This window comes from Bradyrhizobium sp. SZCCHNR1053, from assembly GCF_032381235.1.
Lineage (GTDB): Bacteria > Pseudomonadota > Alphaproteobacteria > Rhizobiales > Xanthobacteraceae > Bradyrhizobium.
On sequence record NZ_JAUHJM010000006.1, the window covers coordinates 179,753 to 205,355 of the forward strand.

Below are 25,603 nucleotides of genomic sequence, written 5' to 3' on the forward strand. Positions count from 1 at the left end.
CCGTGAGCACCGGCCCACCGCAGTCGCTACGGACGCCGGCCGCGCACGAGCCCCAAAAGCAGTTGGCGCCCTACTCCGCCGCCTGCCGCACGTGGCGCTCGGTCACCGTGCGCATCGTCACCAGCTCCTCGGCGGCGGAGGGATGCAACGCGATAGTGGCGTCGAAATCGGCCTTGGTCGCCTTCATCTTGATGGCGATGGCCACCGCTTGCGTGATCTCGGCGGCCATGTCGCCGACGATGTGGCAGCCAAGCACGCGATCGCTGGCGCCGTCGACGACGAGCTTCATCAGCACGCGGGTGTCGCGGCCGGACATCGTCGCCTTGATCGGGCGGAAGTTCGTCTTGTAGATGTCGACGCGGTCGTACAGCTCGCGCGCCTGCGTCTCGGTGAGACCGACGGTGCCCACTTCAGGCTGGCAGAACACGGCCGTCGGAATGTCCGCGTGATCAACGCGAACGGTCTTGCCGCCGAACACGGTGTCGGCGAAGGCGTGGCCCTCGCGGATCGCGACCGGCGTCAGGTTGAAGCGATGGGTGACGTCGCCGATCGCGTAGATGCTCGGCACCGAGCTCTGCGAGAACGCATCCACCGCAATGCCGCCGTTCCTCGGATTGATGGCGACGCCGGCCTTCTCCAGGCCGAGATTGGCCACGGCAGGATGGCGGCCGATCGCGAACATCACCTTGTCGGAGGCGATGCTGGAGCCGTTCGACAGATGCGTGGTGTAGTCCTGGCCGTGCTTGTCGACGCTCGTCACCGTGCAGCCGGTCAGGATGGTGATGCCTTCCTTCTCCATCTCGGAGCGGACGTGGCGGCGAACGTCTTCGTCGAAACCGCGCAGGATGTTGTCGCCGCGATAGACGACGGTCACGTCGGCGCCGAAATTGGCGAAGATGCAGGCGAATTCGAGCGCGATGTAGCCGCCGCCCTGGATCAAGATCCGGCGCGGCAGCTCGTCGAGATGAAACGCCTCGTTGGAGGAGATGACGTGCTCGATGCCGGGAATCGGCGTGCCGTGGTTGGGCGCTCCGCCGGTCGCGATGAGAATGTACTTGGCGCGGACGGTCTCGCCGGTCGTCAGCCGCACGGTGTGGGCGTCCTCGAGCACGGCGCGGGTCTTGACGATCTTGGCGCCAGACTTCTCGACGTTGCTGGTGTAGGCCGCCTCGAGCCGCGCGATCTCCTTGTCCTTGTTCCTGATCAGCGTCGGCCAGTCGAAGGTCGCGGTCGGGATCATCCAGCCGAAGCCGGCGGCATCGGCGATCTCCTGGCGGACATGCGAGCCGATCACGAACAACTTCTTGGGCACGCAGCCGCGGATCACGCAGGTGCCGCCCATGCGGTATTCTTCGGCGACCATCACGCGGGCGCCATAGCCGGCGGCGATGCGGGCGGCGCGTACGCCCCCCGAGCCGCCACCGATCACGAACAGGTCGACGTCGAATTCAGCCATCTCTCCCCCGACCTGGCCTTTCGGCCGCAAGCCTCAGATCGGCTTGTTGCGCTTGCGCATCTCGGCGCGGAACTGCGCGGTGACGGTGTCGGAAAACTCCGCCGCCCACAGGTTCATCGCCTGCATGCTCATCTGGATCGCCTTCGGCTCCGCCGCAAGCAGCTTCTGGCCGATGGCTGACTTGTAGAAGGCGACGAGGTTGGCGATCTCCTGGTCGGAGAACTCGTTGCAGTAGATCTGCGCCATCTTCTCGCCGATCTCCTTCTCCTTGCCGGCATAGGTCTGCGCGACCGAGACGGCGACCTCGTCGAGGTCTTTCTGGTAGTTGAGATTGGACTGCAGCAGCGCCTGCTTGGTCTGCTGCACGATGCCCGGGACGGCATTGGCGTACATCGCAGCCGCGTTCTTCATCCCCAGAATCTCGCGCGCGCCGGCCATGCAGGCGGGCGAGGCCGGCTTCAGCGCCGGTGCCTGACCCTGCGCCGCAACCGGGCTTGCCGAGGCCAGGGCCAGCACGATTCCGGCGGCCGGCAAGATTCTGAACACGCTCTTCATTCCAAGTCTCCTGTGAGTTGCCGCCCTGAGCACAGCCTCGTGCCGCGCTCAGGGCCGCTGGATAACGCGAATTCCCTGTGCGCCCGCCAGGATCGCCGTGCTGCCGAGGCCGATGAACAGCCCATGCTCGACCACGCCCGGAATTGCGCTCAAAAGACCCGCCAGGCGCGGGGGATCCACGATCTCCCCAAGGCGGACGTCGATAATCCAGTGGCCGCCATCGGTGACGAAAACGTGGCCGTCTGCGGACTTGCGCAGGCTCATCGGCCCGGACACGCCGGCCGTGGCGAAGGCGTCACTCATCTCGCGCTGGGTCGCGGCGAGGCCGAACGGAACCACCTCGACCGGCAGCGGGTAGCGGCCGAGCTGCGCCACCCATTTGCTGTCGTCGGCGATCACGATCATGCGATCCGAGGCGCTGGCGACGATCTTCTCGCGCAGCAGCGCGCCGCCGCCGCCCTTGATCAGGTCGAGCGCCGGATTGATCTCGTCGGCGCCGTCGATGGTGATGTCGAGCCGGTCGATCTCATCGAGCGTGGTCAGCGGCACGCCGCACGCTTGCGCCTGCGCCCTTGTCGCCTCCGAGGTCGGCACGCCCACGATCTTGAGGCCGGCGCGCACCTTTTCCCCGAGCAGATCGACGAAATGCTTGGCCGTCGAGCCGGTGCCGAGACCGAGCTTCATGCCGCTCTCGACCTCTTCCAGCGCACGCGCCGCCGCCTGCCGCTTCAATGCATCCATGTCGACCAAGGAACCCGCCCTTTCGCACCCCGAGACCCCCACGGACGGGGGCCGAAAGCCGGCGCATATCTAGCGATGTTTTGACGCGGGGCCTAGCTCTCGCCGGCCACGAAATCGGACAAAAAGCCATTGCGGGCCTCTTGCAAGGACATGAGCCGGCCGCTAGCGGATACCGATGCCCATCTCCAGCACCATCGTCTTCGATCTCGACGGCACCCTGGTCGACACGGCGCCGGATCTCATCAGCGCGCTCAACCACATCCTGCAGCGCGAGGGTCTGCGGCCGATGCCGCTGGCCTCGGCCCGCAAGATGATCGGGCACGGCGCCCGCAAGCTGATCGAGCGCGGGCTGGAGGCGGAGGGTCGCCTGGCCAGCACCGATGACATCGGCCGCCTCACCACCGATTTCATCGATTTCTACGCCGACAACATCGCGGTCGAATCGCGTCCCTTCGAGGGGCTGGAGTCGGCGCTGGACGACCTCGCCGCGCGCGGCTGCCAGTTCGCGGTGTGCACGAACAAGCTGGAATGGCTGTCCAAGCGGTTGCTCGACCAGCTCGGCCTGTCCTCCCGCTTCGCCGCGATCTGCGGTGCCGACACGTTCGGGGTCGCCAAGCCGGATCCGGCGATCCTGCGCCAGACCATCGCGCAGGCCGGCGGTGAGATCGGGGCAGCGATCATGGTCGGCGATGCCGGCACCGACGTCGGCGCCGCGCGCCGCGCCGGCGTGCCGGTGATCGGCTGCACCTTCGGCTATACCGACGTACCGATCGCGGAGCTCAATCCGGACCACCTGATCGACCACATGCGCGAGCTGCCGGCGGCCGTCACGGCCCTCAGCCCATCGCTCAGGATCGCCTGAGCGGACTTGCGATTCCACTGCCGCATCGCACCCTAACCCACTGCCCTGTCGACCTGAATCCGCACCTTGCGGTGCATTAACGTTCTGTTGAGAATAGGGTTGACCGCAGTTGCGCCGCTGTTCTGACGCTCCTATGGTCGCCCTGGGATTGCGGCCGATGGCCGCAGGGTTGTGGGGCGGACATCATGATGCGGCGTGTCATCGCAATTGCGGTTGCGGGAGCCGGCTTGGCCGGGTGCTCATCCTTCTCCATGGACAGCTTCAAGATGGCAGCGCCCGAGGTGCCGGTGCAGCTCGACTCGGTGCCGCCGGGCGCCGACGCCAAGACCTCGCTCGGACCGGGCTGCAAGACGCCGTGCTCGGTCTCGGTGCCGGCGCCCGATGCCGGCTTCAGCGTCACCTTCACGATGGACAGGTACCAGCCCGCGACCATCCCGGTGCAGGTGATCCGCAACACCGGGGATTTCAACAGTTCGCCGCCCGTCGTGATGGATCCGAGCCCGGTGGTCGCCGAACTGCAGCCGATGCCGGGCGCGCCGCCGAAGGCCGTCAAGCACATGCGGCCGAAGAAGCCGAAGCCGCAGAAATCGGCCGCTGCGCCGGCGGCGCCCGCAACCACCGGTTCAGCCTTCCCCGCCCCCGCGCCGGGACGCCAGTAGCGGACCATCGTCCCGCGCGCCACCTGCCAGGGCGAAGCTGCATTGCAGCATCGACGGATCCACGTCGATGATTGTGAGGCGCGCCGATCATGATTAGATTGTCATGAGACCGACAACCGGCCGCGCTTGCGCGGCCGCCGCGTGGCATCGCCGCCACCTGGGCCGCCACCAGCCAAGGCTTTCCATGACCGCAGAGACGTTGAGTGACACCGCCCTGACGCGCCCGATGACCGACCCGTTCGGTCGCCGCATCAGCTATCTGCGCGTCTCGGTGACCGACCGCTGCGACCTGCGCTGCTTCTACTGCATGTCCGAGGACATGACCTTCCTGCCGAAGGCCGACCTGCTGACGCTTGAGGAGCTCGACCGGCTGTGCTCGGCGTTCATCCATAAGGGCGTCAAGAAGCTCCGGCTCACCGGCGGTGAGCCGCTGGTCCGGCGCAACGTGATGGGCCTGGTCCGCTCGCTGTCGCGGCATCTGAAGAGCGGCGCGCTCAACGAGCTGACGATGACGACCAACGCGACGCAGCTCGCCAAATATGCCGCCGAGCTCGCCGATTGCGGCGTCCGCCGCATCAACGTCTCGCTCGACACGCTCGATCCTGACAAGTTCCGCGCCATCACCCGCTGGGGCGATCTCGACCGCGTGCTGGCCGGCATCGAGGCGGCGCGCGCCGCAGGTCTCGCCGTGAAGATCAACGCGGTCGCGCTGAAGAACATGAACGAGGACGAGATCCCCTCGCTGATCGACTGGGCGCACGGCAAGGGCATGGCGCTGACCTTGATCGAGGTGATGCCGATGGGCGAGATCGGCGAAGGCCGCATCGACCAGTATCTGCCGCTGTCGCTGCTGCGCGCGCGCCTGGCGCAGACCTACACCATGACCGATCTCGACGAGACCACCGGGGGCCCTGCCCGCTACGTCCGCGTCGCCGAGACCGGCGGCACAATCGGCTTCATCACGCCGATGACGCATAATTTCTGCGAGAGCTGCAACCGCGTGCGCGTCACCTGCACCGGCACCTTGCACACCTGCCTTGGCCACGAGGACGCCTCCGACCTGCGCAAGCCGCTCCGTGCGTCGGCGAGCGACGAGGAGCTCAGCGCCGCGATCGACCGCGCCATCGGCCTGAAGCCGAAGGGCCATGACTTCATCATCGACCGCCGCCACAACCGTCCGAGCGTCAGCCGGCACATGAGCGTGACGGGCGGGTAATCGGCGTCCATAACCATCGGGCCCTGCGATCAATCGCAGTCGGAACCTCATCGTTTCTAGGCTTGCGGCACGTCCCCGTGCGGCGTAGCTTTCAACTGCAGATCGCGCATTCGAAAGCAATTTGTCGGTTCGGCCTAGCGGGAGACAGCGATGGCAGACCCAGTCGCATGGCACCTGTCCGGTGACTATTTCGAGAATTGCAGTTGCAGCCTGCTGTGTCCGTGCCTCATGTCGGCCGCCCCTCCCCTGACCGCGCAACCGACCGAGGGCTTTTGCAACGTACCATTGCTGTTCCACATCGAAACCGGCCGCTATGGCGATGTCGCGCTCGATGGCCTCAACGCTGCGGTGATGCTCCATGCGCCCGGCGTGATGGCGGAGGGAGACTGGTCGATCGCCGCCTATATCGATCAGCGCGCCGACGACCCGCAGACCGAGGCGATGGCCGCGATCTTCACCGGGGCTGCCGGCGGCCCGATGGCAGCGTTCACGCCGCTGATCAGCACCAATCTCGGCGTGCGCAAGGCCGCCATCACCTTCCGGATCGACGGCAAGACGCGGTCCGCCGACATCGCCGACATTCTGCACATGTCCGTCGATCCGCTGCCGACCATGCATCCGAGCGGTGAGATGTGGGCGAATATCGGCCATCCCGTCAGCCCCGACCGGATGGCGCTGGCCGTCGGCGCTGCGGGCAACACCTACAACGATCACGGCATGCGCTGGGACAATTCCGGCAAGAACGGCCTGTACGCGTCGATCAGTTGGTCCAACCAGGCCTGATGCGACGTGCGGCAAGGCCGCCAACCCACCTTGCAGATGACGGGCAGCGCCCTGGAAGCCGTGCTGCGGCGTGATCGCTGGATCGTGGGCGGCGCGATCGCGATCATGGTCGCCCTGGCATGGGCCTATGTGCTCTGGCTCGCCAACGACATGGACATGGGCGGCATGGACATGACCGGCTTTCGCATGATCCCGGCCGGCATCGGAATCATGTTGCCGGCCAGCGAGCCCTGGCGCGCGATCGAATTCGCCTATGTGTTCCTGATGTGGGCGGTGATGATGGTCGGGATGATGGCGCCTTCGGCCGCGCCCATGGTCCTGATGTACGCCCGTGTGGGTCGACACGGTCGCGCGCGGGGCCAGCCGTTCGCGGCGACCGGCTGGTTTGCGGCCGGCTATCTGCTCGCCTGGAGCGGCTTTTCGCTGGTGGCGACCTGCCTGCAATGGGTTGTGGAGCGGACTGCGCTGCTGGATTCGCGGATGGCGATCGACAACCATCTGCTCGGCGCCATCGTGCTGATCGCGGCAGGCGTCTATCAGTGGACGCCGCTGAAGAGCGCCTGCCTTGCCCAATGCCAGTCGCCGCTAATGTTCCTGATGCGCCACGGCGGCTTTCGCGGCGACCTGCAGGGCTGCCTGCTGCTGGGCCTTCGACACGGCGGCTATTGCGTCGGCTGCTGCTGGGCTCTGATGGCGCTGCTGTTCGTCGGCGGGGTGATGAGCGTGATGTGGATTGCCATTCTGACCCTGCTCGTGCTGTTTGAGAAACTGACTCCGGTCGGACGATGGATCGCGCGCGCGGCCGGCATTGCTTGCAGTGCCGCGGGCGCCTGGATGCTGGTGTCCCCACCGCAATGACGCGCAACGACGCGATGCAGGTCGTCGCGAGAGTGGCGACTGCCCCTTGGCACGGGATGCGGGCAACATGGTAAGCAGGCTCCAGCGTGGCGACTCTGTCGCCTGGAATGCCGCAACCGAATTAACGCGAGACGCCCGTGATTCCCTGGAAGCTGATCGACACCGCAGACGTGCCCGGCGGCGGTGAGCCGCTGCGGCTGATGCAGCGTGGCAAGGAGTTCTCGATCAAGCTCGGCTCGAACGAGCTGATGAACAGCCGGCTGCACGGATCCGAAGAGGCGCTGGCGACCCTGAGCTGCGCCCGCATCAAGGCCGAGCCCGCTCCGCGGCTGTTGATCGGGGGCCTCGGCATGGGCTTCACGTTGCGGGCGGCACTGAAAGTGATGGGTCCGCAGGCCCGCGTCACCGTCGCCGAGCTGGTGCCGGCAGTGATCGCGTGGGCGCGCGGGCCGATGGCCGAATTGTCCGGCGCCAGCCTTGCCGATCCGCGCGTCGACATCCGCGAGGCCGACGTCGTGAAGCTGATCGCCGCAGGGCGCAGCGCCTACGATGCGATCCTGCTCGACGTCGATAACGGCCCGCAGGGACTGACTCGGCAATCCAACGACGCGCTCTATGATTCCTCGGGCTTGCGCACCGCGTTCGCCGCCTTGCGTCCCGGCGGCGTGCTGGCGGTGTGGTCGTCACATCCCGACGACCGTTTCGCCCCGCGCCTGCGCAAGGCCGGCTTCGCGGCCGAGGAGATCAACATCCGCGCCACCGGCCGCGGTGGCGGCGGCGCCCGCCACGTGATCTGGATTGCCACCCGTCCAGCGTGACAGCGTCGTTGCCGCGCGTAGCTCAGCGCGGTGCTACTGGCCCGGAGAACTCTCTCCAGCGACTGGGTCACCTCGCTCACATCTCCCGTTCGGTTCGGAGTGGTGACACGTCGGCCATCGTCCTATGATGCGTCAGCCTCTGCGAGGCCTGCGGATGCCCGCATCCACGCGCGAAAGCCTCTAGGATGCTCCATTCTCCGGCCTGCAGACTGTAGCTCTGCAACGAGAGCGCGCAGCTGAATGGGAGATTGCCATGGATGACCGCGCCACGCGCGCTGCCCTGCAGCACCATTGGGATGCATCGGACGCAAATGATTTTGAGGCCGAGCACGCCATCTATCGCGACGATGCCGTGCTGGATTATCCGCAATCGGGCGAGCGGATCCACGGCCGGCGCAACATTCAGAAAAGCCGCTTCGTGCAGCCCAACCACAAGCGCTTCTCAGTGCGGCGGATCCTGGGCAGCGGCGATCTTTGGGTGACCGAACTGGTCCTGACCTATGATGGCGCCCCCTCCTACGTGGTGAGCATCATGGAATTCCGCGACGGCGGAGTGGCGCACGAGACGCAATATTTCAGTGATCCCTTCGACGCAGCGCCCCTCGCGCGCGCATCTGGTCGAGCACGTCGGCGTATTTCGGTGACAGTGCACTTTTTACCCGCCCGCCGCGTCGCTCCAGCGGCGCACCCGCGCCTCCCGCCACGCAGCAGAAGGCGCCATACCATCTCAGGTTGATTTCTCCCCCGCGCGGTTTACGCTTCCGCTCCTCGGCTCTGAATGTCGAGCGGGGTCCTTTGCATGGCGAGTCCCAAGATCATCATCCTGTCCGACGGGACCGGCAATGCCGCCTCGAGCGTGTGGCGAACCAACGTCTGGCGCATGTTCCAGGCGCTCGACCTGCAGGGCAATGCCCAGGCGGCCAAGTATGATGACGGCGTCGGCACATCGTCGTTCGTTCCGCTCGCCCTGCTCGGCGGCGCGTTCGGCTTCGGCCTCAAGCGCAACATCCTGGATGCCTATAAGTTCGTCTGCCGCAACTACGACCACGCGGACGGCTCGAAGATCTATTTGTTCGGCTTCAGCCGCGGCGCCTTCACCGTCCGGGTGCTCGCCGCGCTGATGCTCGATCAGGGGCTGATCGTTGCCGACACCGAGGCTGAGCTGCACGACGGCGCCGTGAAGGCCTATCGCGCCTATCGCGCCAAGGGATACCATTCGATCTGGCGGATCGAGGTGCTGTTCCGCTGGCTTCGCGATCATGTGCTGGTGCCGGTGATCGACCGCATCATGGGCCGCAAATCGCTCGACCTCATCGTGCGAAAGAGCCTCCCGGCGATCGAGTTCATCGGGCTGTGGGACACCGTCGCGGCCTATGGACTTCCGATCGACGAGATGACGCGGGGCATCTCCAACTGGGTGTGGCCGCTCGAGCTCCCCAACCGCGTGCTCAGTCCGCGGGTGACATGCGCGCGCCACGCGCTCGCGCTCGACGACGAGAGGACGACCTTCCATCCGGTGCTCTGGACCGAGGCGGGTGAGACCAAGCCGCAGGATGCCAAAACGATCGATGACGAAAGACTGGTGCAGGTCTGGTTCGTCGGCATGCACGCCAATGTCGGTGGCGGCTATCCGGACGATTCCCTCTCCTACGTCCCCCTGACCTGGCTCGTGGACGAGGCCGTCAAACGCGGCTTGGTCTTCAAGACCGCGCCCGAGGCCGATCCGGATGCGATCAAGTCGATCGTCACGTCACAGGACAAGGACGGACGCCTCTACAACTCGCGCTCCGGGCTCGGCTCCTATTATCGATACGGCCCGCGCAAGGTGTCGGAGTTGTGCAACGACCCGGCGGCGGGCGTCCAGGTGTCGATGCCGAAGATTCACGAAAGCGTCTTCGACCGCATCGACAGCGGCTGCAATGCCTATGCGCCCATCGGCTTGCCGGACAACTACGTCATCGTCCGCTACGACGGCACGCTGGCGCCTCTCGGGCCGACCACGTTCGAAACGCCGGCGGGAGCGACCGCCCGGTTCGTCGCCCAGGAAAAGCTGTGGAATCTGGTGTGGTTCAGACGTCTCGCTTATTTCGCGACGCTGGCGGCCTCCCTCCACCTCGCGGCCTTCTGGCTATTCCACGACCTCGATCGCACGCACGAATACGACTCGCGCATCAGGATGGTCTCCGAGGCGGTCCGGCTGGTCGAATCGTTCCTGCCGACATCGCTGCACTGGTGGACGGACTGGTATGCCGCCAATCCCGAATGGTTCGCCGGCGGGATCATCATCCTCGTCGCGCTGACTGCGGCCGGGGCATTCCTCAGCGACCGCATCAGCGACCTGATGCGCGTGATCTGGCGCGAACGAGCAGCGCCCCCGATGCTGTCCGGCCCGATGCATCAAGCCATCTACGCCCTCCGGACCAATCGCGCCTATCAGTTCGCCATCAGGAACGGCAAGCGACATGCCGGCCCGTTGTTGCTCGCTATCGGCACCGTCTGGCTCGCGGCCACGCTGATCAGCCATGTCCTGTTCAACGCCGCGGATTCGATGGGCGCCTTCTGCCATGGCACCCCTGCCCACGAGCTCGTCGCGGTCGACAAAGGCATTCCGCAGGATGCCAGGGATTTCTCGACCGATGCGGTTTGCGCTCCCACCGGGTTGAGAGTCCGTCCCGGCTTCTCCTACGAGATCGTCGTCACCATGACCGACCCGTGGGAGGACGCCGGGCATCCGGTCACGCCCGCCGGCTATCGCACCTCGACGGTCCGGGGCTACGCCCGCGGGACGTTCTACGCAGGCATCCTGCTGCGCCGCGTTCTCTTCCGGCCCTGGTATCGGCTGATCGCCAGGGTCGGCGAGACGGGAGTCGACGAATATTTCCTCGACCCCGTTCCCGCCCCCAACACGACGCCTCAGGCCTACAAGGCGAGGTTCAAGGCCGAGCGCGGCGGTGAGCTGTTCCTCTATGTCAACGACGCCGTGATCGGGCTGCCCTGGGTGTACGATGCATTCTATCCGAACAATACCGGCAAGGCGAAGGTGACCGTCAGGCTGCTCTGAATCGCTACCGCCGCCAGTGCGCCGGCTCGTCGATATCGCGACGTCCGTCGATGCACGGACGAGGTCGTGATCGATGTTCGCCTGCCAACCGCGGCGCGACGCGCTTGGGACACTGGCAAGCGCGCCACGGCGGGCGAGCGCGCGTGTCGCTGGATCCTGACGGGATCTCGCGTCCATCGCTGCCGACACTGCATCGCATCAACACAGGCTGCGCGTGGCGTACCGGAACCCCGACCAGCCGGCCGAGTTGCAAAGGCGGAGCATCGAACGATGAGGCAGAAAACTCCTCATCGAATCCCGCTCCCCTTTTGGCTGTTCTTGGAAAGAGAGGCGACAATGAAAGCACCCCTTCTTCTTGCCGGCGCAGTGATCATCGGATCGGTCGCGCCAGTGCTCGCGGACGAATACTACATCGTGCAGGGACCGAGCCATCGCTGCACCATCACCACCACACGCCCCGCCGACCGCGAGGTCGTCACGCAGATCGGACCGATGGCGTTCACCAGCCGCGTGGAAGCCGAGGACCGCATCCGCCAGACCAAGGTCTGCGAGGACGAAGGCACGGTCGGCAGCTCCACCAGCACCACCACGGTCATCAAAGAGAAGTAGTCGGCGGCGTCATTGCTATCGGCGCTTGCCGCGACAAGGCCGCGTCCATGTCCGTGGGCGCGGCCTTTCTGTTTTCCACAGATCATATTGCGCTCGCGGCAACGCCGCGCCCGGCGCATTCGCGACGGCGATGAACCGAGGATATCAGCTTTTCCGATAGCGAGCGGCCGGCAGCGGAGGTTGCGTTCCGCCGCAGCGTTGAGTACCCCAGCGCGGGATCGGATCAGGACATCATGGCCTCGCAATCGCTCAAGCTCGCCATCGGCAGCCTCGTGGTCGGAACGATCGTGCTCGGCCTGAAGTATCTTGCCTATTGGATCACCGGCTCGGTCGCGCTGTACTCGGACGCCCTCGAGAGCATCGTCAACGTCGTCACCGCCGCCGTCGCGCTCGTCGCGGTGCGCATCGCAGCCAAGCCCGCCGACGCCAACCATCCGTTCGGCCACCACAAGGTAGAGTATTTCAGCGCGGTGATCGAGGGCGTCATGATCGTCGTGGCGGCGCTGCTCATCATCCATGAGGCTTACGGGAATTTCTTCAATCCGCGGCCGTTTTCGGCGCCCGTCGAAGGGCTCGCCGTGAATGGGCTGGCGAGCGCGATCAATGCGGTCTGGTGCTGGCTGTTGATCACGCGGGGCAAGCGGCTGCGGTCGCCGGCGCTGGTGGCCGACGGACGCCATCTGCTGACGGACGTCGTGTCCTCGGGCGGCGTCGTGGTCGGCCTCGGCCTCGCGGTGATGTTGCAGCTGCCGATCCTCGATCCGGCACTGGCCGTGCTGGTCGCCATGAACATCCTGTGGTCGGGATGGCAGGTGCTGAAGGAATCCACCAGCGGGCTGATGGATGAAGCGGTCCCGGACGCCACGCTGGCGCGCATTCGCCTGATCATCAGTCAGCATGCCGGCGGCGCGCTGGAGGCGCATGATGTCCGGACCCGCCATGCCGGCAAGCTGACCTTCATCGAGTTCCACCTCGTGGTGCCCGGCGAGATGTCGGTCAACCAGGCGCACGAAATCTGCGATCGGATCGAGGCAGCGTTGCGCGAGCACGACGAGCACAGCTGGATCACCATCCACGTCGAACCCGAGAACAAGGCCAAGCATTCCGGCGTGGTGGTGCTGTAGCGCCGCACATCAGGCGGCGCGGCCAGTTTTTTGATTTTTGAGGAGGCTCGCCGCGTCGGGTCAGGCCCCTGGCATCCCGCAGATGCCTGCGGGTTCGACGGTGTCGGAGTGCCCGCCGCCAGCGGTCACGAAGCCATTTCACTTCTCCTGGAGCGCGTACTGCTTCGACAGATGGTCTCCAATCTGGACCAACATGGCGACGCATTCGGGATAGCCAGGCCTGCCGATCGTCTCCTGATCGGCACTGGCGCGAAACTCCCAGGAATTTCCGTCCCGCACGACCGCGATGCGAATGCCCTCGGCGTACTCGGTATGAGCCTTCAGCTCGGCCACCGCCATCGCGATCAGTTCGGCTTCGGTCTTGCTCGGCTTGCTCATCCGGTTGGTCCCTGCATCAAACGTCCACGACGACGCTTTTTATCCAGCTTGTGGCCCCACGCCAACATTCCCTTGCCGGGGATCAGACGCCTCGCCGGATCACCACACCACATTCTGATCCCGCGCTCCGTCCCAGACAGCCCACGCGACCATCCTCCACGGCCGCCCCCATCGGAGCGATGGACGGCCGGCAGCGAACTGCCCGCTCTTTCGGCAGGCCGGACGCCGCCCCCCGAACCCGGGTTTAGCCAGCGCCGCCAGACTGTTGCCGGCGCGTCAATGTGTCCATTTTCCGATTGACGGCAGGACGGCGCGCTGAAATGGTGCCCCCGCTTTCAGGCCCAGCGCGGCCGATGGGCGCTCGCCCTTCATACAAGCGCCGAACAAGAGCTGAAGGCATCGAGGGGGAGGACGTTTCGTTGGATTCGCTTCAAGCGCGCCGTCATGACGACATGCACGTTCTGCGTGATCGCGAAGCCGTGCCTCCTGAGAGCTCAGGCGCGCTCGTCTGACAGCGCCCGCAGCGGAGACAATGATGCGCCCCTTGTTGGCAATCAGTAACGCCATCGATCAGCTCAACGAAAAGATCGGTTACGTCTGCAATATCATGGTGCTGCTGGCCTGCCTGGTCAGCGCGATCAACGCCATGATCCGCTACGCCTTCAGCTACTCGTCGAACGGCTGGCTGGAATTGCAGTGGTACATGTTCGCGCTGCTGGTCATGTTCGGCGCCTCCTACACCTTCCGGCGCAACGAGCATGTTCGGGTGGAGCTGCTCTATCTCTATCTGTCCGAGCGCGGCCAGCTCTGGCTCGATCTGATCGGCACGCTGTTCTTCCTGATCCCGACCTGCCTGCTGCTGGCCTACCTGTCCTGGCCGTTCTTCATGCAGTCCTATTCGGTCAACGAGATGTCGGCCAATGCCGGCGGCCTGCTTCGCTGGCCGGTGAAGTTCGCCATCCCCGCGGGCTTCGTGATGCTGGCGCTGCAGGGCCTCTCCGAGGTGATCAAGCGCGCCGCCGCGCTGCGCGGTGAAGTGACGATCGACGCCAAATACGAGAGGCCGACGCAATGATTACGCTGGAGATGATGCCGCCGCTGATGTTCGGCGGCCTGGTCCTGGCGATGCTGATCGGCTTCCCGGTGGCGTTCACGCTCGCCGCCGTCGGCCTGTCGTTCGGCTTCCTCGCCATCGACTTAGGGTTCTTCGACCTCAACTTCCTGCAGGCGATTCCGGGCCGCATCTTCGGCAGCGTGCTCGCCAACGACCTGCTGCTCGCGATCCCGTTCTTCACCTTCATGGGTGCGATCCTGGAGAGATGCGGGCTCGCCGAGGACATGCTGGATTCGATGGGCCAGCTGTTCGGGCCGATCCGCGGCGGCCTCGGCTATTCCGTCATCATCGTCGGCTTCATCCTCGGCGCCATCACCGGGACGGTGGCGGCACAGGTGATCGCGATGGCGATGATCTCGATGCCCGTGATGATGCGCTACGGCTACAACATGCGCTACATCACCGGCGTGCTCGCGGCGTCCGGCACCATCACCCAGCTGGTGCCGCCGTCGCTGGTGCTGATCGTGCTGGCCGACCAGCTCGGCAAGTCGGTCGGCGACATGTATCTCGGCGCCTGGGGCCCCTCGATCTTCCAGGTCGTGCTGTTCGCCGGCTACACCTTCGTGCTCGGCCTGGTCAAGCCGGGCCACCTGCCGCCGGTGCCGAAGGAGGCGCGTACGCTGACCGGCTGGGCGCTGTGGAAGAAGTGCCTGATGGGCATCATTCCCTCGGCGGTGCTGATCTTCGTCGTGCTCGGCACCATGATGATGGGCCTGGCCACGCCGACGGAAGCCGGCGCCATGGGCGCGGTCGGCGCGATCGTGCTGGCGGTGATCCACCACAAGGAGTTCACCAAGAGCGATCGCAGCATCCTGATCGTCGGCGTCGTCGCCGCCGGCATCGGCACCATCATCGCGATGCTGTTCACCGAGAACCTCGCGTTCAAGCTCTCTTTCGCGGTCACCTATCTCGCGGTTGCCTGGCTCTGCATCCGCGCCGTCGCCCTCCCCGACCTGCGCGACCTGATCAAGCAGGGCTACGAGACAACCATGCGCATCACCTGCATGGTCACTTTCATCCTGATCGGCTCGACCTGCTTCTCGGTGGTGTTCCAGGGCGTCTCCGGCGGCGAATGGCTGGAGCACCTGCTCACCTCCCTGCCCGGCGGCGTCTGGGGCTTCCTGATCTTCATCAACATCTTCATCTTCTTCCTGGCCTTCTTCCTCGACTTCTTCGAGATCGCCTTCATCATCCTGCCGATGATCGCACCGATCGCGCAGAAGATCCTGGCGCCGGTGGTCGGCCCGGAGGCCGCCCTGATCTGGTTCGGCGTCATGCTGTGCGTGAACATGCAGACCTCGTTCCTGCATCCGCCGTTCGGCTTCGCGCTGTTCTACCTGCGCGGCGTCGCGCCGAAGGAAGTGAAGAGCTCCGACATCTATTGGGGCGCGATGCCATGGATCGGCCTGCAGGCGATCATGGTGCTGCTCGTAATCGCGTTCCCGGTCACGGTGACCGGCCTGCTCGACAAGCCGGTCCAGGTCGACCTCGACAAGGTCAAGATCGAGGTGCCGCAGATCGATCTGCCGCCGCTGGATTTCGGCGCGCCGAAGCAGTAGACGGCGGCTCCGACCGAATGAAGAAAGCCCCGGAAGCTCCGCTTCCGGGGTTTTTGTTTGGGGCCGCCTCTTTTGTTTGGGACCTGTTTGGGACCGTCTCTATCAGCGCGTCATTGCGAGGCGACCTTGCGCCGAAGCAATCCAGGGGCACGCGCGCAGCCCTGGATTGCCTCGCTGCGCTCGCAACGACGGAATCTCGCTCAGCTCTGCGACCGCCGGGCCATGAAGTTGTCGTAGCCGACCTCGGCGACCTGGAACCAGGAATAGCCCGCACCCGAATAGGCCGTGAGCGAGTCCAGCGCCTTCTTGAAGTTTGGATTGCCGGCGGCGACCTCGGCATGCAGCTCCTTGGCGGCCTTGAACGAGGCTTCCATGACCGGGGCCGGGAACGGATGCAGCTTGGCGCCGCCGGCGATCAGCTTGCGCAGCGCCAGCGGGTTGGCGGAATCGTACTTGGCCATCATCCAGTTGTTGGAGTAGTGGCCGGCCTGCTCGAGCAGCTTCTGATAGTGCTTGGGCAGCGCGTTCCACTTGTCGAGGTTGATCATGGCGAGCAGCATCGGCCCGCCCTCCCACCAGCCGGGGAAGTAGTAGTGCGGCGCGACCTTGTAGAGGCCGAGCTTCTCGTCGTCATAGGGACCGACCCATTCGGCGGCGTCGATCGTGCCCTTCTCCAGCGCCGGATAGATGTCGCCGCCGGCGATCTGCTGCGGCACCGCGCCGAGCTTCTGCAGCACCCGCCCGGCAAAACCGCCGATGCGGAATTTCATGCCGTTGAGATCGTCGACGGAGTTGACCTCCTTGCGGAACCAGCCGCCCATCTGGCAGCCGGTGTTGCCGGCCAGCAGCGAGGTGACGTTGTAGCTCTTGTAGAACTCGTTGAGGATCTCCTTGCCCCCGCCCATCAGGTACCAGGCCTGGTTGATGCGCATGTTCGGGCCGAACGGCACCGACGAGCCGAAGGTGAAGGTCGGGTCCTTGCCAAAATAATAGTAGGACGCGGTGTGGCCCATCTCGACGGTGCCGTTCTGCACGGCGTCGAGCACCTGCAGGCCGGGCACGATCTCGCCGGCGGCGAAGGTCTGGATCTGGAATTTGTTGTCGGTGGCCTCACCAATCATCTTGGCCATGATCTCGGCGCCGCCATGCAGCGTGTCGAGCGATTTCGGCCAGCTCGTGGTCATGCGCCATTTGATCTCGGGCATCGATTGCGCGATCGCGGGCGATGCGATCGCGGCGGCGCCTGCAGCGCCGAGCCCGGTGACCTTGATGAAGTCTCTCCGCTTCATGCTCTTTCCTCCCTTGTGGTGATTGTGTTCGTTTCCTGGGCAGCCTTCTTGCGAGGCTTAGTTCCAGTGTGGATCAAAGTGCGTCGGAGTGCCATTGCAAAACGATGTCGCAATGCAACGCAAAAGCCCGGCCTCTTGCGAGGCCGGGCTCAATGTCCATCCGCCGATCGAAATGCTGAAGATCAGCCGCGGGTGCGCGAGCGGATCATGAAGCTGTCGTAGGTGTATTCGGCGACCTGCCACCACAGATATTCGTCCGAGCGGTAGGCCTGCATGGCATCGATCGACTTCTTGAAGTCGGGATTCTTGGCCGAGATCTCGCCCCAAAGCTCGTTGGTCGCCTTGAGACAGGCTTCGAGCACCTCGTTCGTGAAAGGACGCAACTGGGTACCGCCGGCGACCAGGCGCTTCAGCGCCGACGGGTTCTGCATGTCGTAGCGCGCCGCCATCCAAGTGTTCGCGGCCATGGTCGCGTTGGTCAGGATCGCCTGGTAGCTCTTGGGCAGCGAATTCCACTTGTCCAGGTTGGTGTAGGCATGGACGGTCGGACCGCCTTCCCACCAACCCGGATAGTAATAGTACTTGGCCACCTTCTGGAAGCCGAGCTTCTCGTCGTCATAGGGGCCGACCCACTCGGCCGCGTCGATGGTGCCCTTCTCCAGCGCCGGGTAGATGTCGCCACCGGCGAGCTGCTGCGGCACGACGCCGAGCTTCTGCAGCACCTGGCCGGCGATGCCGCCGATGCGGAATTTCAGGCCCGAGAGGTCGGCGGCGGTCTTGATCTCCTTGCGGAACCAACCGCCCATCTGGGTGCCGGTGTTGCCGCAGGGAAAGCCGATCACGCCGAACTTCTTGTAGAACTCGTTGGCGAGCTCGTTGCCGCCGCCCTGATACAGCCAGGAGTTCTGCTGCCGGGCATTGAGGCCGAACGGCACCGAAGCGAAGATCGCGAAGGTCGGGTCCTTGCCGACGTAGTAATACGACACCGTGTGGCACATCTCGACGGTGCCGTTGGCGGTCGCGTCCAGCGCCTGCAGGCCGGGAACGATTTCGCCGGCCGCGAACACCTGGATCTGGAACTTGTTGTCGGTCATTTCGGCGACGTACTTGGCCAGCTCGGTGGCGCCGCCATAGATCGTGTCGAGCGACTTCGGGAAGCTCGAGGTCAACCGCCACTTGATCTCGGGCGACGACTGCGCGATCGCCGGCGAGGCGATGGCCCCCGTCGCCGCGGCACCGGCGGCCGAAACCTTCAGAAAATCACGACGCTTCATATTAGGGCATCTCCTTGTTGGGGGCGTTTCCCGTTGAAAAAGCATTTATCCGCCGATGCGATTGGCCGCACACGGTCGAAGGCGATCCGGGCCGGGCTTTAGCACGGAACCGGTTAAGCGAAAACGCGACGTTGGAATGACAAACGGTCCAATAGTCGCACGCGCTTCGCTGCAGTGCATCAAGCAGCGGCGATGGCGTCCTTGAGCTGATCCCGCACCGACGCGGCGATGCTCCGGTAGATCGCCGCGTGCGGACCGTTCGGCTCGCTCTCGACCAACGGGTTGCCGGCGTCCGACGTCGAGCGGATGTCCATGTGCAACGGGATCTCGCCGAGGAACGGCACGCCGAGCCGCTCGGCCTCGTGGCGCGCGCCGCCATGACCGAAGATGTCGGACCGGGTGCCGCATTGCGGGCACTGGAAGTAGCTCATGTTCTCGATGATGCCGAGCACGGGCACGTTGACCTTGCGGAACATCGCAAGCCCGCGGCGGGCGTCGATCAGCGACAGGTCCTGCGGCGTCGACACGATCACGGCGCCCTTCAGGGGCACGTTCTGCGCCAGAGTCAGCTGGGCATCGCCGGTGCCCGGCGGCATGTCGACGACGAGCACGTCGAGCGTACCCCAGGCGACGTCGCGCAGCATCTGGTTGATGGCCGACATCACCATCGGGCCGCGCCAGATCATCGGGCTGTCCTCGTCGACGAGAAAGCCGATCGACATGATCGACAGGCCGAACCGCGACAGCGGAATCATCTTCTTGTCGTCGGTGAGCTTGGGCTTTTCCTGCAGGCCGGTCAGTCGCGGCACCGAGGGGCCGTAGATGTCGGCGTCGAGCAGCCCGACCTTGAGGCCGAGATCGCGCAGGCCCAGCGCGAGATTGATCGCGGTGGTCGACTTGCCGACACCGCCCTTTCCGGAGGCGACGGCGATGACCGCCGCGATGCCCGGGATCGGAGCCTGCCGGGACATCGGCGAGTCGGCCGGATGCTGGTGCTGATGCGGACGATGCGCCGCGACCGGCTGCACGCCGCCCTGCCGCGGCGGCGGGGCGGCAGCGCCCGCCTTGCGCTCGGCGGTCAGCGCGATCATCGCCATGGTCACGCCGGGAATGGCGCGCACGGCGGCTTCGGCTTGCGCGCGGGTGTCTTCCCAGGCGCGGGCCTCGCTGGCCTCGACATTGATCGAGAAGAACACCTTGCCGTCATTGGCCGTGATCGGCGAGAGCACGCCGGCGTCCGGCAGCGCCACGCCGCGCGGCGAGCGGACCCGCTTGAGTGCCTCGATAACCTGCTGCTGCGTCACGCTCACGGCGCGTCTCCTGAAGAAGTTCAGAACGCGCCACATCGTCGCGCCCTATCCTGTTGACCGGACATGATCTTCCGTCGTCCGCGACGGGACCGCCCCCGGCCCTGCGTTGCGCTGCTTCATAAGGCCGGCCGGCTCAAAACGCCACCTTGGTTCCGATGTCGCCGGCGGTCTCCACCGGCGCGTCGTCGGCCTGCTCCTTGGCCGCCTCGTAATTGAGCTCGATCGTCACGCCGTTGGGGTCGCGCACGAAGATCTGCCACAGCTCGCCGCCGGGCACCTGGCGGGCATCGAACGGCATGCCCTTGGCGGCGAGCCGGGCCTTCATGCCGGCGAAGCCGCGGCTGACGAAGGCGACGTGGTGGACGACGCCGGAATCCGGCTTCTGTGCCTCGGATGTCGGCGAGATGTCGACGAGGTGCACCACCGGCCGGCCCTCGCTGTACATCCAGGCGCCAGGGAATGCGAAATTCGGCCGGGCGCCGTTCTCGAGCCCGAGCACGTCCTCGTAGAAGCGCACGGTCTCGGCGAGGTTGCGGGTCCGGATGTTGAAATGATCGAGCACGCCGACGCTGACGCCCATGCGAGACACTCCCTGGCTGATTCGTTGGTTGACTGGATTTCGTTGCCGGACGACGACTTTGCAAGCCGTCATGATGATGCCTCTTTAGCACGGGCGGACGTTTTCGCATCCGTCACGAAGCCGTTGCCCCTGTTTCGCAAGCGGCTATGGTGCGGCGTCCAGCGCCGCCGCCGGAACCCGGCCGGCCGCTGATGTTTTCCGTCAAGAACGGCCCGGCCCTCTCAAGGCTGTCGGCAGAACCCCAAGGTCAAGGTAGCTCATATGGCTAAAGTCGCTTTCATCGGTCTCGGCGTCATGGGTTTCCCCATGGCAGGACATCTCGTGAAGAAGGGCGGTCACGAGGTCACGGTCTACAACCGTACCGCGGCCAAGGCGAAGGAATGGGCTGACAAGTTCGGCGGCAAGACCGCCGCGACGCCGAAGCAGGCCGCCGAGGGCCAGGACTTCGTGATGTGCTGCGTCGGCAACGACAACGATCTGCGCGCGGTGACCATCGGCCCGGACGGCGCTTTCGCCGGCATGACCAAGGGCGCGACCTTCGTTGACCACACCACGGCCTCGGCTGAAGTGGCACGTGAGCTCGATGCCGCAGCCACCAAGGCCGGCTTCAAATTCATCGACGCGCCGGTGTCCGGCGGCCAGGCCGGCGCGGAGAACGGCGTGCTGACGGTGATGTGCGGCGGCACCGCGGACGCCTATGCGGGCGCCGAGCCGGTAATCGCGGCCTATGCCCGGATGTGCAAGCTGCTGGGACCGGCGGGCTCCGGCCAGCTGACTAAGATGGTCAACCAGATCTGCATCGCCGGCCTCGTGCAGGGCCTGTCCGAGGGCATCCATTTCGCGAAGAAGTCGGGCTTGGACGTGCCCGCCGTGATCGAGACCATCTCCAAGGGCGCCGCCCAGTCCTGGCAGATGGAGAACCGCTATAAGACCATGAACGATGGCAAGTATGACTTTGGTTTTGCGGTGGAATGGATGCGCAAGGACCTGTCGATCTGCCTCAGCGAAGCGCGCCGCAACGGCGCCCATCTGCCGGTGACCGCGCTGGTCGACCAGTTCTATTCCGAGGTCGAGAAGCTCGGCGGCAAGCGCTGGGACACGTCGAGCCTGCTGGCCCGCCTGGAGAAGTAATCCGCGATCGCGATCCGATGAACGTGCCGCCGCGCGCTTCGAGCGGCGGCACGTTTATTTCTGCCCCGTGACGACCAACTGGCTCGTCATCGCCGTCGGCCGGGACCTCGCGCGCCCTATCTGACCCGTATCAGCCGGCGCCATTGCGCACCCTCCGACTCGCTGATACCCGTTGCAATCGCCAATCGTTCGCATGTGTTGCCGAACAGAGACAGGCTTGACCAGAAGAGAAGATATGTAATGTTATAACATCACATATCTAACGTTCTGCGTTAGCTCTCGTCCCGGTCACAAGAGCGCTGGAGGGGGCGCGGACACCGGCATGGCCGGACCGCGGGTGGGGGAATCGGAATGAGCATGCGGGACGTCCGGGGTTTGATTGCGTTGGCGGGGCTCGTTGCGGCGGTCTTCTGCGCAGCCGTTCCGCTGGCCCATGCGCAGCAGGCAGCAAATCCTGGCGTGAGGCCGGCGGCCCACACGCTGCTGCCAGACGTCACCGTCGATGCGCCGCGCCAGCGACAGGCTGCCGGCCGTTCGCCGTCACCGGTCAGAACAGCCAGCGGGACGGTACACCCCATGCCCCGAGGCACAGCGACGCCACCGCCGGCAGCCGCGCCATCGCCCCACGCCTCCGCCTCCCCAGCGGCGACGCCGCTCAACGGCAATGCGGCTCCGGCGGTCGGCGGCCGGCTGGGCCTGATCGCGCGCGAGGCGCCGGCATCGATCGAGGTCGTGGGTGCAGCGACGCTGCGCGAGCAGGGCTATCACACCACCGTCGATGCGGTGAAAGGCGCCACCGGCGTCAGCGCCGGCGATGCCCCGAACGACGTCGGCTTTGCCATGCGCGGCTTCCAGGGCAACCAGGTCAACGTCCTCTACAATGGCATCAACATCGGGCCGACCGGCTTCACCGCGCTGACGATGGAGACCTTCAACCTCGACCGGGTCGAGTTTCTCAAAGGCCCCTCCTCGCTGATCTCCGGCCAGGGCGCGGTCGGCGGCACCATCAACTTCGCGACCAAGGCGCCGCACACCGGACCGGTCCAGAACGAGGCTTTCATAGGCTTCGACCAGCGCGGCACGTTCCGCAGCGGCTTCGGCTCCGGCGGCAGCACCGCGATCGAGGGCCTCGACTATCGCTTCGACATCAGCCGAACCAGGGAGGTCGGCTTCATCGACGACACCGAGTTCAAGAACGTCCATGTCTCGGGCCAGCTCGACTACCGACTGTCCGACAGCTTCAAGACCTTCTTTGCCGCCGAGTTCAAGGACTACAAGGCCAAGCCCTACGAAGGCACGCCGCTGGTGCCGGTGGCCTCCAGCGGCGCCAATGCGACCAGCGGCATCGTGTCGGGCACCAAGGTGTCCGCCTATAATGGCACCGATCTCGGCGCGGTCACGATCGACGGCCGCACGCTATCGACCAACTACAACGTGATCGACGGACACAAGACGATCAAGGAGTCCTGGGTTCGCAGCGGCTTCGAATGGGACCTGAACAACGCCGTCAAGCTGCGCAGCCAGATCTACAACTACAATGCCAGCCGCGACTGGTACAACAACGAGGTCTCGGCGTTCAACGCGACCACCAACACGGTCGATCGCGAGCGCTTCTTCGTCCACCACAACCATAACATGGTCGGAAACACCACCGACATGACCTGGAACGGCAGCATCTTCGGCCTTTCCAACCGTCTCGTCACCTCGGTCGAGAGCTCCCATACCGACTTCACGCGGCCCGGCGCGGCGAACTTTCCCGGTGACTCGGTCCCCCTGGTCGGCTTCGACCGCGGTGTTTATGGCCAGCTCGGAACGCAGTTGCAGACCGCCACGATCGACAGCGTCGCCCTGAACCTCGAGGACCGGCTGAAGCTCACCGACACGTTCGCCCTGGTCGGCGGCCTGCGCTACAATCCGTTCACGCTCGATCGCAACTCGATCGACAGGAATGGCGCGGTGAAAAGTGGCTTCCCCTATTCGAAGAGCTGGCAGCCGGTCACCGGCCGCATCGGCTACACGTGGGAGGCGCTACCCGGCACCACCTTCTACAGCCAATATGCGACGGCCACCGACATCTCGGCCGACAGCATCTTTATCTTGAGTCCGACGCAGAACCTCGCGCTGTCCGACTCCCGCAGCTACGAGACCGGCGTCAAGCAGCTGCTGTGGAACGGGCGCGCGGAGTGGACCTTCTCGGCCTTCGACATCGCGCGCAACAACGTCTACAGCGCCCAGGCCGGCCAGCAGCTCAACCTCGCCGGCAAGGTGAAATCGCAGGGCATCGAGGTCGCGGCCGCCATGCGGCCGACGCCGGAGAGCAAGCTATGGGGCAACGTCGCCTATGTCCGCGCCCGCTATGCCGACTATGATCTCGCGGGCGGCGGCTCGTTCTCGGGCAACACGCCGCCCAACATTCCCGCCATCATCGTCAATGGTGGCGGCTCCTACCGCTTCCTCAATCCCGGCTGGTGGCCGGTCGAGCTCGGCTTCTCGGTTCGTCACGTCGGCGACCGCTGGAGCACCGATGCCAACACGGTGAAGCTAAACGCCTACACCACCGCCGATCTGTTCGCCTTCGTCGATCTGCCGAAGGTGCCGATGTTCGCCACCGCGACCAGCACGCGCCTCGCCTTGCGCATCCGCAACGTCACCGACAGGCGCTACGCAGCCTGGAGCGATCCGTTCTATCCCGACCAGATCTTCCTCGGCGCGCCGCGCACCTACGAGGTCGAGGCCTCGTTCAAGTTCTGATGACAGCATGATCCAGGCGCTGATCCTCATGCACCGCTGGTTGAGCATCCCGCTCGGTCCGCTGTTCGTGCTGTGGTTCGCGACCGGGATCGTGATGCACTACGTGCCATTCCCGGCGCAGACCGAGAGCGAGCGCTTCGCCGCGCTGCCGGTGCTCGACATCGCCGTGTCGCTGCGCAGTCCCGCGGAGGCCCTCGCCGCTGGTGGCATCGATTATCCCGCCCGCATCCGGCTGTTTCAACGCGTGGATGGTCCGGTCTATGTCATCTCGGCCGCCGGCCGCAGCGCGGCCTTTCATGCCGACACGCTGGCCGCAGCCGACGTGAACGAGCCCGGTCTCGCACTGTCGGTGGCACGCGCAACAGCCCAGCAACGCGGGCTCGAGGCCGATCGCGCCGCCATCGCGGCGCTGGACAGCTACGATCAATGGACGGTGCCGAACCGGTTCGATGTGCATCGTCCGCTGCACCGGATCGCGCTCCACGATCCCGACGGGACCGAGCTGTACGTGTCGTCGAAGACCGGCGAGGTCGTGCTCGACACGACACGCTTCGAACGCGCCTGGAACTACGTCGGCAGCGTTGTCCATTGGATCTATCCAACCGTCCTGCGCAAGGACTGGGCGGCCTGGAACATCGTCGTGTGGTGGCTATCGCTCGCGGCCGTCATCGCCGCCGTGACCGGCGCCCTGCTCGGTCCGATGAGGCTGCGACCTCGCGAGGCGCGGCTATGCTCGCGCTACCGCGGCTGGCACCTGTGGCATCATTGGGCTGGTCTGCTCTGCATGCAGTTCGTGCTGACCTGGATGGTCAGCGGTTGGCTGTCGATGGACCATGGCAGGCTGTTCGCGACCGGCCATCTGACGCCGTCCGAGGAAGCCATGCTGGTCGGCACACCGGATTGGAGCCGCCTGACTGCGGTTGCACTCGCGGCGGTGCATGGCGAGGCTCGCGAGATCGAGTGGTTCGCCTTCGGCGGCCGCCTCCATCAGCGCACCCGGCGAGCGCCGGGCCAGCAGCAGATTTCGGTGCTGGACGGCGCTTCGGCAAGGATCATCGGACGCTTCCTGCAGCCGGCCGACGTCAATGCCGCAACGTCCCGCCTGGGCCACGATTGCGCGCGCTCGACCGAAGTCGAGCCGGGCGACGACTATCCGTTCGTCTCCGATGTGCCGGGCGCGCCGGTCCATCGCGTGATCTGCGGCGACACCTGGTATCATGTCGACGCCGCCTCCGGCGCGGTGCTCGAGAAGCTCGATCCGTCCCGACGCGCCTATCGGTGGCTCTATCAGGCGCTGCACACGCTCGACTTTCCGGCCCTGCTCGCCCATGCGGCGCTGCGCACGGCTCTCATCGTCGGCCTTTGCGCGATCGGCCTCGTCTTCAGCATCACGGGCGTGGTGATCGGCTGGCGCCGCCTGCGAATGAAGCTCCGCTGAGCCTCGCACAATGGTTAATTTAACGCGCGGTTAACGC

22 protein-coding genes and 1 pseudogene are annotated in these 25,603 nt (G+C 65.5%); 15 read left to right on the plus strand and 8 right to left on the minus strand.

The window, feature by feature from the left end; genetic code table 11:
• Positions 1-70 precede the first annotated feature (70 nt).
• The 3 genes from gor to rpiA are packed head-to-tail and all read right to left on the minus strand — an operon-like array spanning position 71 to position 2,752.
• Entirely contained in the window at positions 71-1,456 is a 1,386-nt protein-coding gene (gene gor, locus QX051_RS17020; protein ID WP_315776905.1) for a glutathione-disulfide reductase, read from the minus strand.
• A 33-nt stretch (positions 1,457-1,489) separates the two neighbouring features.
• Positions 1,490-2,011 (minus strand): DUF2059 domain-containing protein, encoded by a 522-nt coding sequence (locus QX051_RS17025; RefSeq protein WP_315739635.1) that lies wholly within the window; start codon positions 2,009-2,011, stop codon positions 1,490-1,492.
• 48 nt (positions 2,012-2,059) lie between these two features.
• Positions 2,060-2,752 (minus strand): ribose-5-phosphate isomerase RpiA, encoded by a 693-nt coding sequence (rpiA, locus tag QX051_RS17030; RefSeq protein WP_315739723.1) that lies wholly within the window; start codon positions 2,750-2,752, stop codon positions 2,060-2,062.
• 175 nt (positions 2,753-2,927) lie between these two features.
• Between rpiA and QX051_RS17035 the strand changes: the two genes are divergently transcribed.
• The 10 genes and pseudogenes from QX051_RS17035 to QX051_RS17080 all read left to right on the plus strand — a co-directional run bounded on the left by QX051_RS17035 (position 2,928) and on the right by QX051_RS17080 (position 12,742).
• Positions 2,928-3,614 (plus strand): HAD family hydrolase, encoded by a 687-nt coding sequence (locus QX051_RS17035; protein ID WP_315739634.1) that lies wholly within the window; start codon positions 2,928-2,930, stop codon positions 3,612-3,614.
• 266 nt (positions 3,615-3,880) lie between these two features.
• Positions 3,881-4,273, plus strand: a complete 393-nt coding sequence (locus QX051_RS17040) for a hypothetical protein (RefSeq protein ID WP_315776906.1) — start codon at positions 3,881-3,883, stop codon at positions 4,271-4,273.
• Positions 4,274-4,457: 184 nt separating this feature from the next.
• Positions 4,458-5,489 carry a GTP 3',8-cyclase MoaA gene (moaA, locus tag QX051_RS17045; protein ID WP_315758957.1) on the plus strand — a complete coding sequence of 344 codons (1,032 nt, stop codon included), beginning with the start codon at positions 4,458-4,460 and terminating at the stop codon, positions 5,487-5,489.
• A gap of 150 nt (positions 5,490-5,639) precedes the next feature.
• The gene (locus QX051_RS17050; RefSeq protein WP_315776907.1) at positions 5,640-6,272 is read left to right on the plus strand and encodes a DUF1326 domain-containing protein; all 633 of its coding nucleotides are present in this window, start codon (positions 5,640-5,642) and stop codon (positions 6,270-6,272) included.
• A gap of 36 nt (positions 6,273-6,308) precedes the next feature.
• On the plus strand, positions 6,309-7,130 hold the full coding sequence (locus QX051_RS17055; RefSeq protein WP_315776908.1) for a DUF2182 domain-containing protein: 822 nt from the start codon (positions 6,309-6,311) through the stop codon (positions 7,128-7,130).
• Positions 7,131-7,267: 137 nt separating this feature from the next.
• Positions 7,268-7,948, plus strand: coding sequence for a spermidine synthase (locus QX051_RS17060; protein ID WP_315776909.1), 681 nt, complete (start codon positions 7,268-7,270; stop codon positions 7,946-7,948).
• Between the two features lie 253 nt (positions 7,949-8,201).
• Positions 8,202-8,592: pseudogene (locus QX051_RS17065) on the plus strand (nuclear transport factor 2 family protein).
• Positions 8,593-8,747: 155 nt separating this feature from the next.
• The gene (locus QX051_RS17070) at positions 8,748-11,009 is read left to right on the plus strand and encodes a DUF2235 domain-containing protein (RefSeq protein WP_315776910.1); all 2,262 of its coding nucleotides are present in this window, start codon (positions 8,748-8,750) and stop codon (positions 11,007-11,009) included.
• Between the two features lie 336 nt (positions 11,010-11,345).
• Complete coding sequence (locus QX051_RS17075) at positions 11,346-11,618, plus strand: hypothetical protein (RefSeq protein WP_315717640.1); 273 nt, start codon at positions 11,346-11,348, stop codon at positions 11,616-11,618.
• Positions 11,619-11,851: 233 nt separating this feature from the next.
• Positions 11,852-12,742 carry a cation diffusion facilitator family transporter gene (locus QX051_RS17080; RefSeq protein ID WP_315776911.1) on the plus strand — a complete coding sequence of 297 codons (891 nt, stop codon included), beginning with the start codon at positions 11,852-11,854 and terminating at the stop codon, positions 12,740-12,742.
• A 138-nt stretch (positions 12,743-12,880) separates the two neighbouring features.
• Here QX051_RS17080 and QX051_RS17085 read toward each other — a convergent pair whose 3' ends face one another.
• Positions 12,881-13,120, minus strand: a complete 240-nt coding sequence (locus QX051_RS17085) for a hypothetical protein (protein ID WP_315776912.1) — start codon at positions 13,118-13,120, stop codon at positions 12,881-12,883.
• 535 nt (positions 13,121-13,655) lie between these two features.
• On the opposite strand from QX051_RS17085, the gene QX051_RS17090 reads away from it, so the two are divergent.
• Together QX051_RS17090 and QX051_RS17095 are read left to right on the plus strand one after the other, a co-directional pair.
• Positions 13,656-14,195 (plus strand): TRAP transporter small permease subunit, encoded by a 540-nt coding sequence (locus QX051_RS17090; protein ID WP_315739620.1) that lies wholly within the window; start codon positions 13,656-13,658, stop codon positions 14,193-14,195.
• Entirely contained in the window at positions 14,192-15,793 is a 1,602-nt protein-coding gene (locus tag QX051_RS17095; protein WP_315717636.1) for a TRAP transporter large permease subunit, read from the plus strand. Before QX051_RS17090 ends, QX051_RS17095 begins: the two co-directional genes overlap by 4 nt.
• Before the next feature lie 200 nt (positions 15,794-15,993).
• Here the strand turns inward: QX051_RS17095 and QX051_RS17100 are convergent, their stop codons facing one another.
• The 4 genes from QX051_RS17100 to QX051_RS17115 form a co-directional block, all read right to left on the minus strand.
• Entirely contained in the window at positions 15,994-17,082 is a 1,089-nt protein-coding gene (locus QX051_RS17100; protein ID WP_315758965.1) for an ABC transporter substrate-binding protein, read from the minus strand.
• A 182-nt stretch (positions 17,083-17,264) separates the two neighbouring features.
• Entirely contained in the window at positions 17,265-18,401 is a 1,137-nt protein-coding gene (locus QX051_RS17105) for a TRAP transporter substrate-binding protein (RefSeq protein WP_409997703.1), read from the minus strand.
• A gap of 134 nt (positions 18,402-18,535) precedes the next feature.
• On the minus strand, positions 18,536-19,666 hold the full coding sequence (locus QX051_RS17110) for an Mrp/NBP35 family ATP-binding protein (RefSeq protein ID WP_315776913.1): 1,131 nt from the start codon (positions 19,664-19,666) through the stop codon (positions 18,536-18,538).
• Positions 19,667-19,799: 133 nt separating this feature from the next.
• A complete protein-coding gene (locus QX051_RS17115; protein WP_315776914.1) occupies positions 19,800-20,246 on the minus strand; it encodes a VOC family protein in 447 nt (148 codons plus the stop codon).
• Between the two features lie 261 nt (positions 20,247-20,507).
• On the opposite strand from QX051_RS17115, the gene QX051_RS17120 reads away from it, so the two are divergent.
• From QX051_RS17120 to QX051_RS17130, 3 genes are all read left to right on the plus strand, one after another.
• Positions 20,508-21,377 (plus strand): NAD(P)-dependent oxidoreductase, encoded by an 870-nt coding sequence (locus tag QX051_RS17120; protein ID WP_315739612.1) that lies wholly within the window; start codon positions 20,508-20,510, stop codon positions 21,375-21,377.
• Between the two features lie 351 nt (positions 21,378-21,728).
• Positions 21,729-24,128, plus strand: coding sequence for a TonB-dependent receptor (locus tag QX051_RS17125; RefSeq protein WP_315776915.1), 2,400 nt, complete (start codon positions 21,729-21,731; stop codon positions 24,126-24,128).
• Between the two features lie 7 nt (positions 24,129-24,135).
• A complete protein-coding gene (locus QX051_RS17130; RefSeq protein ID WP_315776916.1) occupies positions 24,136-25,566 on the plus strand; it encodes a PepSY domain-containing protein in 1,431 nt (476 codons plus the stop codon).
• Positions 25,567-25,603 lie beyond the last annotated feature (37 nt).

What these genes read in the sequence shown, in the direction of transcription:
- gor (WP_315776905.1), bottom strand. Translation starts at nt 1,456, where the DNA reads ATGGCTGAATTCGACGTCGACCTGTTCGTGATCGGTGGCGGCTCGGGG.
- QX051_RS17025 (WP_315739635.1), bottom strand. Translation starts at nt 2,011, where the DNA reads ATGAAGAGCGTGTTCAGAATCTTGCCGGCCGCCGGAATCGTGCTGGCC.
- rpiA (WP_315739723.1), bottom strand. Translation starts at nt 2,752, where the DNA reads ATGGATGCATTGAAGCGGCAGGCGGCGGCGCGTGCGCTGGAAGAGGTC.
- QX051_RS17035 (WP_315739634.1), top strand. Translation starts at nt 2,928, where the DNA reads ATGCCCATCTCCAGCACCATCGTCTTCGATCTCGACGGCACCCTGGTC.
- QX051_RS17040 (WP_315776906.1), top strand. Translation starts at nt 3,881, where the DNA reads ATGGCAGCGCCCGAGGTGCCGGTGCAGCTCGACTCGGTGCCGCCGGGC.
- moaA (WP_315758957.1), top strand. Translation starts at nt 4,458, where the DNA reads ATGACCGCAGAGACGTTGAGTGACACCGCCCTGACGCGCCCGATGACC.
- QX051_RS17050 (WP_315776907.1), top strand. Translation starts at nt 5,640, where the DNA reads ATGGCAGACCCAGTCGCATGGCACCTGTCCGGTGACTATTTCGAGAAT.
- QX051_RS17055 (WP_315776908.1), top strand. Translation starts at nt 6,309, where the DNA reads ATGACGGGCAGCGCCCTGGAAGCCGTGCTGCGGCGTGATCGCTGGATC.
- QX051_RS17070 (WP_315776910.1), top strand. Translation starts at nt 8,748, where the DNA reads ATGGCGAGTCCCAAGATCATCATCCTGTCCGACGGGACCGGCAATGCC.
- QX051_RS17075 (WP_315717640.1), top strand. Translation starts at nt 11,346, where the DNA reads ATGAAAGCACCCCTTCTTCTTGCCGGCGCAGTGATCATCGGATCGGTC.
- QX051_RS17080 (WP_315776911.1), top strand. Translation starts at nt 11,852, where the DNA reads ATGGCCTCGCAATCGCTCAAGCTCGCCATCGGCAGCCTCGTGGTCGGA.
- QX051_RS17085 (WP_315776912.1), bottom strand. Translation starts at nt 13,120, where the DNA reads ATGAGCAAGCCGAGCAAGACCGAAGCCGAACTGATCGCGATGGCGGTG.
- QX051_RS17090 (WP_315739620.1), top strand. Translation starts at nt 13,656, where the DNA reads ATGCGCCCCTTGTTGGCAATCAGTAACGCCATCGATCAGCTCAACGAA.
- QX051_RS17095 (WP_315717636.1), top strand. Translation starts at nt 14,192, where the DNA reads ATGATTACGCTGGAGATGATGCCGCCGCTGATGTTCGGCGGCCTGGTC.
- QX051_RS17100 (WP_315758965.1), bottom strand. Translation starts at nt 17,082, where the DNA reads ATGAAGCGGAGAGACTTCATCAAGGTCACCGGGCTCGGCGCTGCAGGC.
- QX051_RS17105 (WP_409997703.1), bottom strand. Translation starts at nt 18,401, where the DNA reads ATGCTTTTTCAACGGGAAACGCCCCCAACAAGGAGATGCCCTAATATG.
- QX051_RS17115 (WP_315776914.1), bottom strand. Translation starts at nt 20,246, where the DNA reads ATGGGCGTCAGCGTCGGCGTGCTCGATCATTTCAACATCCGGACCCGC.
- QX051_RS17120 (WP_315739612.1), top strand. Translation starts at nt 20,508, where the DNA reads ATGGCTAAAGTCGCTTTCATCGGTCTCGGCGTCATGGGTTTCCCCATG.
- QX051_RS17125 (WP_315776915.1), top strand. Translation starts at nt 21,729, where the DNA reads ATGAGCATGCGGGACGTCCGGGGTTTGATTGCGTTGGCGGGGCTCGTT.
- QX051_RS17130 (WP_315776916.1), top strand. Translation starts at nt 24,136, where the DNA reads ATGATCCAGGCGCTGATCCTCATGCACCGCTGGTTGAGCATCCCGCTC.